11 protein-coding genes and 1 pseudogene are annotated in these 12,601 nt (G+C 58.7%); 9 read left to right on the top strand and 3 right to left on the bottom strand.

From position 1 onward, the window contains the following. Positions 1-126 precede the first annotated feature (126 nt). The 8 genes from VEIS_RS28185 (at position 127) to VEIS_RS28180 (ending at position 8,156) form a co-directional block, all read left to right on the top strand. A complete protein-coding gene (locus tag VEIS_RS28185; protein WP_157048384.1) occupies positions 127-492 on the top strand; it encodes a hypothetical protein in 366 nt (121 codons plus the stop codon). 227 nt (positions 493-719) lie between these two features. Beyond that, positions 720-2,501, top strand: coding sequence for a hypothetical protein (locus VEIS_RS03320; RefSeq protein WP_011808472.1), 1,782 nt, complete (start codon positions 720-722; stop codon positions 2,499-2,501). A 343-nt stretch (positions 2,502-2,844) separates the two neighbouring features. After that, positions 2,845-3,639, top strand: a complete 795-nt coding sequence (locus tag VEIS_RS03315; RefSeq protein WP_232287829.1) for a peptidylprolyl isomerase — start codon at positions 2,845-2,847, stop codon at positions 3,637-3,639. A gap of 272 nt (positions 3,640-3,911) precedes the next feature. Further along, the gene (locus tag VEIS_RS03305) at positions 3,912-4,718 is read left to right on the top strand and encodes an ABC transporter permease (protein WP_011808470.1); all 807 of its coding nucleotides are present in this window, start codon (positions 3,912-3,914) and stop codon (positions 4,716-4,718) included. Then, a complete protein-coding gene (locus tag VEIS_RS03300) occupies positions 4,715-5,953 on the top strand; it encodes an ABC transporter ATP-binding protein (RefSeq protein ID WP_011808469.1) in 1,239 nt (412 codons plus the stop codon). Before VEIS_RS03305 ends, VEIS_RS03300 begins: the two co-directional genes overlap by 4 nt. A gap of 244 nt (positions 5,954-6,197) precedes the next feature. Continuing rightward, positions 6,198-6,464 carry a helix-turn-helix transcriptional regulator gene (locus VEIS_RS03295; protein WP_041949778.1) on the top strand — a complete coding sequence of 89 codons (267 nt, stop codon included), beginning with the start codon at positions 6,198-6,200 and terminating at the stop codon, positions 6,462-6,464. Further along, positions 6,457-7,782, top strand: a complete 1,326-nt coding sequence (locus VEIS_RS03290; protein ID WP_086014349.1) for a type II toxin-antitoxin system HipA family toxin — start codon at positions 6,457-6,459, stop codon at positions 7,780-7,782. Before VEIS_RS03295 ends, VEIS_RS03290 begins: the two co-directional genes overlap by 8 nt. Before the next feature lie 191 nt (positions 7,783-7,973). Beyond that, a complete protein-coding gene (locus tag VEIS_RS28180) occupies positions 7,974-8,156 on the top strand; it encodes a hypothetical protein (protein ID WP_157048383.1) in 183 nt (60 codons plus the stop codon). On the opposite strand, the gene VEIS_RS29535 is transcribed toward VEIS_RS28180, so the two are convergent. Continuing rightward, positions 8,140-8,616: a coiled-coil domain-containing protein gene (locus VEIS_RS29535; protein ID WP_011808466.1), complete on the bottom strand. Its 477-nt coding sequence runs from the start codon at positions 8,614-8,616 to the stop codon at positions 8,140-8,142. The genes VEIS_RS28180 and VEIS_RS29535 overlap by 17 nt on opposite strands. Positions 8,617-9,130: 514 nt before the next feature. On the opposite strand from VEIS_RS29535, the gene VEIS_RS03280 reads away from it, so the two are divergent. After that, complete coding sequence (locus tag VEIS_RS03280) at positions 9,131-9,907, top strand: DeoR/GlpR family DNA-binding transcription regulator (RefSeq protein WP_011808465.1); 777 nt, start codon at positions 9,131-9,133, stop codon at positions 9,905-9,907. 26 nt (positions 9,908-9,933) lie between these two features. Here VEIS_RS03280 and VEIS_RS30185 read toward each other — a convergent pair. Then, positions 9,934-10,962 (bottom strand): annotated as a pseudogene (locus VEIS_RS30185) (phosphotransferase enzyme family protein). A 120-nt stretch (positions 10,963-11,082) separates the two neighbouring features. Beyond that, complete coding sequence (locus VEIS_RS03270) at positions 11,083-12,591, bottom strand: APC family permease (protein WP_041949777.1); 1,509 nt, start codon at positions 12,589-12,591, stop codon at positions 11,083-11,085. Positions 12,592-12,601: the final 10 nt, after the last annotated feature.

Below are 12,601 nucleotides of genomic sequence, written 5' to 3'. Positions count from 1 at the left end.
CGCGGCACGCACATTGACGCTGAACGCGGCGCGCATATCCACGCGGCGCGCCCCGCGCATACCCGCACAGCCCGCGCCGCGCGCCCAGGCCGCCCAGGCATATGGCGCGCTGCGGCGGTCGCAGCCATGGTAGCCTTGACAGGCTGCGCCGCCCCCACCCCTGCCAGCCCCGAGCAAGCCGTAGAGCAGCGCGCCAACGCGCGCTGGAAGGCGCTGCTGGCCGGCGACATCAAGCAAGCCTACGGCTTCATCACGCCCTCTTACCGCGCAGTCACGTCGCTGGAGCGCTACAGCGCCGACCTCGGCGGCGTCGCCACCTGGATCGGCGCGCAGGTGGTGCGTGTCGAATGTGCTACAGAAAAATGCACGGCCGTGGTAAAAATTGAAGCAAAGCCTATCTTCACCACGCCATACAGGGGTACGATAACGACGGCTGTGGATGAAACGTGGCTTTTGGAAGACGGGCAGTGGTGGCTGTACCAGAAACTATGAGCGCTCGAGACATCTTTGGACCAATCTTGCCTGCCATCTGCCGGGTGGCAGAGGAGGGTCACTATCGAAACGGATGCAAACGGACGGAAGGCATGTTGCTTTTAATCTACACATCGGGTTGACACAGGAAATTTCGCTTGCGTCTACCGAACCTTGCTGTGCTACCATCCTTGGGCGTAAACAATCTTGGTAGTTGCGCTTACCAACTTTTTCCAACTGGAGTTTTCATGAAAAAAAATGTTCTCTCTCTGAGCATCGCTACCATGATTGGTAGTCTGGCCCTCTCCGGGGCTGCGTCTGCGGGCGTCGCATATGGCACCGCTGCTGCGGCTTCCACGGCGGTTACCCTGCCTGCGACGTCGGCGACCGATTTGAAGGTCAACCCCAATGGCATTGGTCACATCCTGCTGGTGCCTTACTACAGCGTGCAAGAGGGCAATGGCACGTTGCTGAGCATCGTCAACACCGACACCAAGAACGGCAAGGCCGTGAAGGTGCGCTTCCGTGGCGCTTCCAACTCCGACGACGTTTTCGATTTCACGCTGCTGATGTCGCCTGGCGACGTGTGGACGGCCAACGTCAGCAAGGACGCCGCATCGGGTAAGGCCCAGCTCTTCACCCCGGACAATAGCTGCACATTGCCGAGCAGCGCTGCGCTCAACAGCACCAAGTTCATGACCGCCCGTGTGTACGGCGCGGACGAAGCTGCCAGGGCCCTTGAAACCTTGGAAGGCTATGTTGAAATCTTCAACATGGCCGACATTCCTCCGAAGGTGCCTGCCACTGCCGGAGAGATAGCACAAAACGGCACAGCAGCCATCGACAACCCTCTGTTCACTGCGATCAAGCATGCTCCCTCAGGTGACAATGCAGGCAAGCCTGCTTGCGGCTCGGGATTGGACAAGCTGAGATCTGATCCGACCCTGAGCAACATTAGCGCATCTACTGGCACGGCTGCGGAAACTGACCGTACCAACTTGCTGAAGCATGGCCTCTGGGCGCCTACAACGGGTTTGACTGGTTCGTGGACCATCCTGAACATCTACGGTGCATCGGTGGGTTGGTCTGGCAACATGACTGCCATCGAGGCCCGCAATGGTACTGATGCTCCTGCTCCGGGCCGTGTGGTTTTTTCAGCCCAGAAGTCAGATCGCGTGCCTGCTGCCGACGTCAATCTGTTGACTGCGGATCCGTTGTTGCGCAACAAGGGCGGTGCTACTCCAGGTACGGGCATCATTCCTGCAGTGCAGTTTGACCTCCCTGACATGTCCACGCCATACTTGCTGTACGGCACCAACGCCTCCATTGAGGCGGAGAATGCTACTGCTATCGACTTGGCAGCTAGGGGCTCCGCACCCATTCGGCAGGCCGAGGCACTGACCGAGTCGCTGGCGGTCCAGCATGTGATCAATGAATACATCACCAATCCCAAAATTTCTGCCGCTACGGAATGGGTGTTCTCCATGCCTACCCGTCGTTACGCTGTGGGTGTCGACTACACGAGCACCGCAACCATGGAAAATCCGATATTCAACGGAGTTAGCCAAGGTGTGGCTGCTAATGCCGTCCGCGGTCCTTCGGATTTCTTCACGTCTACCAACACGAAAATGGGCGCTGACGGTGCTCCGAAGTACCAGGCCTGCGTCGAACCCGGTGGTGATTTGTTCGTATACAACCAGGAAGAAGCCAAGAAGGATTCCGGCGGCTTCGTGATCTCGCCTGGCGTTGCGGGCAAGAGCGTGAACTTCTGCGGTGAAGTCAGCGTGCTGGGCTTCAGCACTACTCAAGCGTTGAAAGCCAAGATCGCTACCAAGGACATCGACACCGGCGGGTTTACCAGCGGTTGGATGGACATCAACACTAGGGGATTGGAAGTGGCAAACAGCAACCCGAAAACCTATCGTGGCTTGCCTATCATTGGTAGCGCGTTCGTGAAGATGACCGGCCCCATAGCTGCCGGCAAGTCCACCAACTTCAGCATCACCGCACCGCACCGTTTCTCCAAGTAACGACCGGGGTGTGATGGCCGCTGGTGGCCATCAAAGAAAAAGCGGGGGCTTGCCCCCGCTTTTTTTCTGTGCACCCGGCATGGGCAGCGCCGTTTTGCGCTGCGCTGATGCGGCGACCAGACGGGTCGCCTGCCGTGTTACAGTGTCCTTCATTTTTCATACAAACATGCTCCTCACCCCGCGCCTGCCACTTGGCCGCGCCGTTGGCGCAGGCCCTTTGGCTCCCTTGACCTTCTTGACCTTCTTGGCCTGCCCGGCCTTTTTCTTCGCGGCCCTCGTGGCTTCCTTTATCCCGCTGATGGCTTCGGCGCAGTCCGTTCTTGCGCAAGGGCCGGCAGGGCAAGTGACTGACGCCGATGTGGCGGCGGATGCGGTGACCCGCATCCCCGACGCCGCCCGGGCAACCGTGCTGTCGCGCCCCGGCCAGGTAGGCCAGTTGGCTGCCAATGTCTATCTGCAGCGCGCGATGGCGCTGCAGGCCGAACGCCAGGGGCTGGCGCAAGGGCCAGAGGCGGCAGCGGCCCTGGCATTGGCACGCGAAAAAGCGCTGGCCGATCTGTATCTGGCAGATTTCGACAAGAGCCACCAACCCGATGATGCGGCGCTGCTGGCGTATGCGCAATCGACCTACCGGGCCATGGACGACAAGCAACTGACAGCGCCCGAGCGCATCCGCGTAAGGCATCTTCTGGTCAAGGAAAAGTCCCCGGAAAAGCGCGCCCTGATCGAGCAGTGGCTCGCCGAGGCCAAGGCCGGGAAAGACTTTGCGCAGTTGGCCAAGGACCATTCCGAAGACAACGCCAGCGCGGCCCAGGGCGGCGACCTGGGTTTTCTCACGGACGGCAGCACGGTGCCCCCTTTCGAGCAGGCGCTGAAGGCGCTCAAGGAGCCTGGCGATTTGAGCGAGGTGGTTGAAACGTCGTTCGGTTATCACATCATCCGTCTGGAGGAACGCCGTCCTGCGGGTTTGCGCGGGTTCGACGAGATGCGCGATCCATTGCGGCTGCAGGCGCGCAACGCGCTGCTGCGCGAGGCGCGCGCCAAGGATGCGCAACGCCTGCAAGAGGAAATGCAGATCGATGAGACGGCGGTCAGCAGCTTTTCGTCCCGGTTCAAACCCGAGGATGCGGCCCGTTGAAGTGAGCACCTCCGCGCCGCTTGCGGCGCCTTTTCATTGGAGCCTGCCGTTTGCGGCGCCCGGTTGGAACCTGCCGCCTGCGGCGCCTCAGTGGAGTCCGTCGGCTGCGGCGCCTGTGGGGCCTGTGGGGCCTGCCGCCAGCGGCGCCGCAATGGAGTGTGGTGTCGCCTGCGGCGATTCGGTGGCCTGCCGTCAGCGGCCCGGCAAAGCCGGTTGCATGGCGTTTCTGGCGCGGGCCGCGGGTGTGACGCGCAGCGTCATGGAAATCCCTGATGTGCGCAGCGCTCGCCGCTGATGTGCTGGCTGTCTGGCGCGCGCGCGCGCTGCTGTGGGTGTTGGTGCGCCGGGAGGTGGCGGCCAGACATGCCGGCACGGCGGCGGGCCTGGTCTGGCCGTACTTGCAACCGCTGCTGACGGTCGCGGCCTATTACCTGGTGTTCGACGTGGTGTTTGCGATGCGCCTGGGTGCGGGTGCGCCAGCACATGCGGTGGGCACTTTCCTGATCGTCGGCGCGTTGCCCTGGATGGCTTTTTGTGATGCCGTCTCCCGGGGCATGGGCAGCCTGATCGACGCCGGGAGCCTGTTGCAAAAAAACGCCTTGCCGCCGGTGCTGTTCGCCACCCGGGCGGTGCTGGCCAGCGCCGTGATCTATGGCCCGCTGCTGTTGGCGCTGGCGCTGGCCTACACGCCGCTGCATGGCTGGCGGCCTGCCGTCGTCGCCGGCCTGCTGCCGTTGCTGGCGTTGCAGTTGCTCTTGGGCTGGTTGCTGGGCTATTTGCTGGCCATCTTTGCTGCGGCGCTGCGCGATACGGTTCAGGCGGTCGGGTTCATGCTGTCGGTCGGTATTTTTCTCAGCCCGATTTTGTTTCCGCTGACCCTGTTTCCTGCCGCTTGGCGCTGGGTGCTGTGGTTGAACCCGATGACGGCCCTGGTGCTGGGCTACCAGCAGTTGCTGCTGCAAGGCAACCTGCCGCCCCGGGAGGTCTGGGCCGTGGCGGCGGTCTGGGTGCTGCTGCTGGCGTGGCTGCTCGATTGGGTGCTCAGGCGCAGCCGCGATCAACTGGTGGATTGGTTATGACCGGTTCTTGCGATGGCGGTGGCAATGGTGTTGGCAATGGTGTTGGCGATGTGGTGCTGCGGGTGCAGGGCCTGTCCAAGGAGTATCGCCTCTATGCCTCGCCCCGTGAGCGCTTCAAGGCGCTGTTTGGCAGCCGGGCCAGGCATCACAGCCACTGGGCTTTGCGCGATGTTTCGTTTGAATTGCGCCGTGGGCAGTGTTTGGGCGTGGTGGGTGACAATGGGGCGGGCAAGAGCTCGCTGCTGAAGTTGCTGGCGGGCACCTTGCAGCCCAGCGCCGGCCGCATCGAGCGCCAGGGGCGGGTGACTGCCATTTTGGAGTTGGGCGCCGGGTTTCATCCCGACTTCAGCGGGCGTGACAATCTGTATTTTGGCGGCAGTCTGATCGGCATCAGCCATGCCGCGATGGCGCGCCTGGAGTCTGCCATCGTGGCGTTTTCGGAACTGGGGGAGGCGCTCGATCGTCCGGTGAAAACCTATTCCTCGGGCATGACGGTGCGGCTGGCATTCGCGTTGGTGACGGCCATTCAGCCCGATGTGCTGATCATCGATGAGGCGCTGGCGGTGGGCGATCAGCATTTCCAGAAAAAATGCGTGGCGCGCATCACGCAGTTTCGTGAACGCGGCTGCGCCATCCTGTTTTGCTCGCACAGCCCGTACCACGTCCGCAGCCTGTGCGACCGCGCCCTGTGGCTGGCCGCAGGCAGCGTGCGCGCTTTGGGCGCGACCGAGCCGGTGCTGGGGGCCTACGAGATGCATTCACGCCTGCGCTCGGCGCCCGCCGCGCCCGTGGGCACATCGGCGCCGCAGGGCTTGTCACCAGCGCCCGATGATGGCGGCGCCAGAATACTGTCGCTGACGCTGGCCGATCTTGGCCCGGGCGAGCCGGCCTTGCTCGAACACGCCGATCTGGTCGCCACCATCGTGGTGCGCGGGCGTGGCGACGAACAGCCGAACATAGGGTTCATGATCGAGCAGTCCAGAGGCTCCGGCATCACTTCGCTGGCCACCCATGAGGAGGGTGCCGCACCCGTGCGGCAAGCCGATGGTAGCTGGCGCTCGGTGCTGACCTTTCCGGCCTTGCCGCTGCACAGCGGGGAGTATGTGGTCAGCGCGTTCTTGTTCGATGCCAGCGGCCTGGTGGTTTATGACCAGTGGTTGCAGCATCTGCACTTTCGCTTTGTCTCGCCGACGCTGATGCCGGGTCTCGTGCGGCTGCCGCACCGGTGGTCTTGAGCGGGGCGTTGCCGGCTGTTTTCCCGCTGCCCCATCTGCCCCATCTGCCCGATCAGGATGCCAGCCGGGATGCCCAGACCTTGGTGGAGCCGGCGCTTGCACAGCCTGCCGCAAAAGTGGTGCGAGCTGTTTGCTGCCAAGGGCACACATCCCTGGAAAATGTTTGATATACAGAACATTCCATGGACAAAACAGCGGAAACGTTCGATGATACGAACATTCCGAGGCAGGACTTGGATGCGATATGGACAGGATACGACGTGCACAGGATAGCCAGACCTTCGGGCACATGCTCAGGGACGAGCGCCGTGCGCTTGGCAAGAGCCAGGAGGATGTGGCGGCGGCGGTTGGCACACGCCGGCAGACCATCGCTGACATGGAAAACGGCAAGAACGTCGGTTCGCACATTGTCTTTGCGGCGTTGGCGGCCATGGGCAAGGTGGTGGCCATCAGCGATGCGCGCCCCGATCTGGAGACGATGCGCGCCATGCTGGAAGCGAGCGATGGCTGATTCGCTGCGCGACAAGATCAAGGCATTGGAGATCAGCACGCCGCAAGGGGCGAGCGGTCGGCTGCTGCGGGAGTCGCAATTCGTTTTCAACTACACGACGCAGGATCGCCATTGCGAGCTTGCCATGGGCATGCCGCTGCGCGCAGCAAGCTATACCAGCAACCGGCCGCACCCGATCTTTGCCATGAATCTGCCAGAGGGGAATCTGCGGCAGCGCATCAAGGAGCGGTATGGCAAGCAGTTTGCCAAGTTGGATGACATGGCCATGTTGTCGATCGTCGGGCATGACCAGATTGGCCGGTTGACGGTATCGGACCCTGCCGCGCCTGCGGACAGGCGCACTGCGCATGTGGGTTTGAGCGAGTTACTGCGCGCGCGGGCTTCGGACGCCTTGTTCGATTATCTGCTGGACACTTATCTGGCTTCGGGGATTTCAGGCGTGCAGCCCAAGGTGCTGATTCCTGATGCCGAAGCGGGGGGCGGTGGTGCAGCAGGTGTTACGCGCACCACGCTTTCCGATCTGATCGTCAAGGCCTCTGGCCTGGCGCATCCGAATCTGACGCAGAACGAGTTTCTGTGCATGGATGCGGCCAGGCGCGCAGGTATCGAGGTGCCGGAGTTCCATCTGAGCGATGACGGCAGTTTGTTCGTGCTGCGCCGCTTTGACCGTGCCGCTACGCGCCTGGGCTTCGAGGATATGTCGGTGCTGTCGGGGCAGACTTACGATGAATATGGACACTACAAATATGGCGGTTCTTACGAGCTTATCCCGTCGATCATCGAAGCCTACTGCGGCCCGAATGCCGCTGAGAGCAAGCAGCGGTTCTTCGAGTATTTCACGGCCAGTTGCATGATGCGCAACGGCGATGCGCACATGAAGAACTTCGGGCTGTTGTATGCGCGGCCCAACGACCCGGCCAGCGTGCGGCTTTCGCCCATGTATGACGTGGTGACGACCAGCGTTTATGACGTGGTAAATGAGAGGACAAGACGGGTGACGCAGGACCGCGAGCTTGCCCTGAAACTGAACAAGTCCAGAGCCTACCCCGATCGCAAGGCGCTGATCGCCTTTGGTCATCGCTGCAATGTGCTCAAGCCTGAGCGTGTGTTCGAGCGCGTGGACGCGGGCATGAGCGCCTCGCTGGAAGCAAACCGCGACCGGGTGCCGGAGCAACTCTGGCAGCGTATGAAGAAGGAGTGGGATATGAGCCGGCTGGGTCTGGGGCTGCATTCAATTTCCAAATCGTTGGCGAAAAATAATGAAAATCGCAAACAGTACAAATGCAAGACAGGTGATGCCGGCAAAGTGCACGGATGATTCATGAGTGGAATCATAAGCGAAATCCTGACGCTGACATCATCCGTGCTGTCGGCTACCGGAAGGATTATCAGCAACGTATCACATTCACTTGCATGCTATTGCATGGACACATCGCAATCTGATCGTCTGCGAGTTTTTGGCGGCTATTCCATGAATTGCTGCCAGTAACCACGGTATGAATTGCTGACGTGCTGCAGCAAGCCGGCGCGGCGGGTCACCGTATCGCGTGCTTTCGGGCCACCATCATTACGGCGTTGATCAAGACCGACAAAGCGAATGTGGACGATGCGCTTGGCTTTCCTGCTCGAAGAAACTGCACAACGATCAGTCAGTGGCTGCAGGGGATGGCATGCATCAGAAAAATGCTTTGAGAATGAGCGACGCAACGCCAGCAAGCAAGACGCCGAGCATCCATTTGGTCAGCAACGCATCTGCTTTTATTGGCGCCAACTCCTTTTGCATGTCGTGCCGCAAGTTGGCTTCCATTACTTTCATGTCATGCCGCAAGTTGGCTTCTATTTCCTTCATGTCATGCTGCAAACTGGCTTCCATTTTCTTCATGTCATGCCGCAAACTGGCTTCCATTTCCTTCATGTCGTGCCGCAAACTGGTTTCCATTTCCTTCATGTCATGCCGCAAGTTGGCTTCCATTTCTTTCGTATCATGCCGCAAACCGACTTCCATTTCTTTCAAATCGCGTTTGGTTGCTACGTCTACGGATTCGTGCGCTTCACGCACGGCAAACGAGATAGCTTCGGCCTGCGGTACCGATACGCCAGCAGCCTCAAGGGTTTTCACGAATTTCAGGGTATCGAATGCAACGGCGCCCATGGTCAATTCTCCTGTTCTCGCAATTTTACAACGTTTGACACGAAGCAGCCGGTCAGGGCCGCAATCCGCAATATCTTGCGCGACCAACCCGGAAGACGATGGTGAACCACCTCTACTTCGGGCGTTCATCCCCGACGCCTGCGCGCTGTGCTTGCCCTCTCGGGGAAAGGCTAAAGCCATCCTCCTGCCGCGCGTTGCTTGGGTGTTGCCCTGGCAATGCCAGACGAGTGTCGCACAGACGTGCTCGCGCAACTTGCCATCGGCCAATCGGGTTGAGCACCATCCGGCACGCCAAGGCCAGCCGCAGCAAAGACGCCGGGCAAGAGCTATCGAACCATTGCGGAGATTGTCTATAGAGTGTATGAACACCGAGTGCCCATTCCGCCGGTGGACTGCCGTGTGACACAATTCCCGGGCTTTTACTGCTGAGTGGTTCAAAGATTCGAGGCGACTTCAATCGGGGTAGCGCATCCTCTGGCAAGTTCACGGCAGGTCACAGAGAGAAGGTTGTACCTTGGCAACGCAATCACGCAAATCCCGGCGACAGGAACAGATCCTGGAAACCCTGTTGTTGAACCCGACGCAGCGTGTGCACCAGTTGGCGCAGACGCTGCGGGTCTCGGCCGAGACTGTGCGGCGCGATCTCGCTGAATTGGCTGAAGGCGGAAAGCTCAGCCGCACCTATGGCGGCGCGTTGCGGACGCAGCAATTCGAACCGGCGTTGTCTGAGCGCCTGCTGCTGAAGGTGCGGGAACGCCAGGCCATTGCCCGCCAAGCGGCGCAGCGGTTGGGCAATATGGACGTTCTGATGATTGGTGGTGGCGCCACGACACTTCATTTCGCCCGGGCCATCCGACGACTCAATCACCCCATGACGGTGATTACACCGGCCTACAGCGTTGCGCAGGAGCTTTCGCGCAACCCTTGCTTTGAAGTGATGTGCCTGCCGGGTATCTTTGAAGGAAAGGAAGGTCTGGTCTGTGGCCCCGAGGCGATCAAGGCGATTGAGCGCTTTCATGTGCCGGTCGCTGTTCTGGGCGCCTCTGGCGTGAGCCGTGAGGGTGTCAGTGAAGCCTTGCTGAGTGCCGGGCAGGTCTACCAAGCCATCATGGCCAATTCGGACCAAGTGTTTGTGTTGGCCGACGGCTCGAAGTTCAACAAGCGTGCCCTGACGCTATTGGGCACCTGGCAATCCAATATCACACTGGTAACCGACGTTCAACCGTCCGGGGAACTGCAAACGGCGATTTCCCAGGGCAGAGTGCTGGTCGAAGTGGCAACGCTCGAATGATGCGGAGACCGGGCATTACTGGATTTTCATGAAATGGACTTGCAATCCAGCAAGGTATTGGCCAGGTATTTTTCACACAATTCAATGGTCTGGACGACCCAGATATTACCAAGCCCATCTGCTTGCGGCGCTCCCTGATGGGTGCCTGTCCACGCCAAAAGTTGCACCCGCCGCTGTGTAATCAGGGCAGGAATCACCGCATGATCGGCGGCACTGAGCGGCAAAACCGTGGAATAACCATTGACCCAACTCCCGACCCATTCATTCAAACAAGGGGAATGCTCAATAAAGCTTACTGCGGCAGCCAGGTCATGCATGAACCAACTGAACCCGCAGTCATCAAAATCAATGATGCGGGTAATTTCTTCTTCGACAAGCAGATTGGTAAGGCGCAGGTCTGCATGAATCAGACCAAAAAGATCAGCAGCATTCCCGTATTCATTCAACTCCATGCGGACTTTATCCAATGCCTTGCCGATGATGGCCGCCCCAGGCTTGTCGAGATACGGCGCCTTCTGCCAATTCCCCCAGGCGGCATGGGCGCCAACCATGGTATCGTGCGATCACAAACGGCGCTCAAACCAATGCGGGCGCTGCCACTGCCGCGCGTGAATGTGCAATCCGGCTGTTATTTCACCCAATCTGCGAAACCCTTGAATGAGACTTTCCTGCTGACTTTGATCTGGCTGATAGCCATTTATCCAATGGAACAGTACCACTTCCCGTCTCTCTGCATGGCCATCACCGATGGTTTGAACTTTCGCGCCATCACGGCCGGCAATTGCTTTGGGCACTTCCATGCCTTCATCGGCCAGTGCATCCAGCCATGCCAACTCGCTTTCAATGGCCGTTCTGCTGTGGTAGTGCGCACGATGCACGCGCATTACGAAGCGCTGCCCTGAAAATGCGTTCACCAGATAGGTCGAATTTTCAGAGTGTGTCAGCAGGCTGAGTTCACCCTGAAACTCTGGCCCATAGGCCTTGAGCGCCAATTCTGCAAGGGGAAAGACTTCATCGAGCTTTGCCGCTGCTTCCTGATTGATGTATGCAGTCATGATTTCATGAAAATAAGCATCAAATCAATTGAAAACCCGTGCCATGGCGCCCGGACGATACTATTTTATTTCAGGCATCTGCGTCGAACATTGCCGCAAGAAGATTGAATCACTGGCGGATCACTTCAGGACAATTCTGCCAATGATGTCATATTTATCTTTGTCAAAATATTTGAAGTACAAGGCGATGCACGCCCCGGTCAGGAAACTGGCGGCAACCAGCCATGGGATCAACCGAAACAACAACGATGTGGCGGAATCACCCGCTGCAAATTCCTTGTTTATCCATAACAAATGAGTGACATAAATCATTCCGACACCTCCAATCAGAGGTGCCACAAAAGTTTTGAACCAGTGCGCATGTCTTCTGGACTCATTTCCACCAAAATGAAAATATGCAATGACAGAAAATGCGCACAATGTCTGCACGATCATGATGGCCATGGTTCCCAAAATTGCCAACACCGCATACAAGTCAGCATAAGGATCCTTGCCCATCAGCCAAAAAACGAGGACCAATGTGCTGGCAAACAATGTCTGGACAAACGAAGCAATGTATGGCGACCCATGTATCTCGTGGGAACGGCCAACCGTGCTGCCAAAGACTGCGAATAGTTTTTCTCTGCCCAAGGCAAAGCTGTACCGGGCAGCGCAGTTGTGGAATGCCATGCCACAGGCAAAGGAGCCGGAAATCAACAGGATTTTGAATACGATCACTGCCCAGTCGCCCAGAAGAACCCGCGTCGGGGTAAAAAATATTTCAGACCCGGTCGCCGGGTTTTGTGCCAGCCTTACCGACTCGGCGGCACCTGTTCCGGCGATGGCCATCCACGAAACAAATGTGTAGAGCGCACCAATGCCGATGACCGAAATCATGGTGGCCTGGGGAATTATTTTCTTCGGGTTTCGCGATTCTTCACCATACATGGCGGAAGATTCAAATCCGACCCAGGACCAGAAGGCAAAAAACAGACCAATCCCCGCCGTAGCCTTGGGAATTCCTTCGGCTGCCTTGAATGCATTGACGGGGTTGATGGACTCCCAGGACATGCCTTGTGCGCCGCCGCCATGAAACAGTACGGCGACAGCCATCAGGAGCAGCATCGCAATTTCCAGAACCAGGGCAATGCCCAGGACTCTGGAAGTCAACTCTATGTCGAAATGACACAATATCCCGTTGACCAGCAGCATGAGTGCAGCAAGAAATATCCAATCCACCCGCAACCCCAACAATGAACCGAGTAAATCAGCGCAAAAGAACGCAAAAATGCCAACCAGCGCAGCCTCAAAAATCATGTAGGTCCAAGTCACGGCAACTCCGGATGCCAAACCCACTACGCGCCCCAGGCCATGGGAAATGAAACCGTAAAAAGCCCCGGTCGACGTGATGTGCTTGGCCATTTCCACATAGCCCACGGAGAACAGCGTCAATAAAACAGTTGCCACCATGTAACCTGCCGGCGCATTGGCGCCATTGCCAAATCCGACAGCTATCGGAACGTTTCCGACCATTGCAGTAATGGGCGCGGCAGTCGCCATCGTCATGAATAAGACTCCCCATAGACCGACAGCGTCTTTGCGAAGACGGCTTACCTGGAGTGCTTGACTTGGATCACGCTCTGATTTCATGTTGCCACCT

Origin of the sequence: Verminephrobacter eiseniae EF01-2 (assembly GCF_000015565.1) — a bacterium.
GTDB classification, from domain to species: domain Bacteria; phylum Pseudomonadota; class Gammaproteobacteria; order Burkholderiales; family Burkholderiaceae_C; genus Acidovorax; species Acidovorax eiseniae.
Note: the sequence above shows the minus strand (reverse complement) of the source record. Positions and strands in the feature narration are given on the sequence as shown.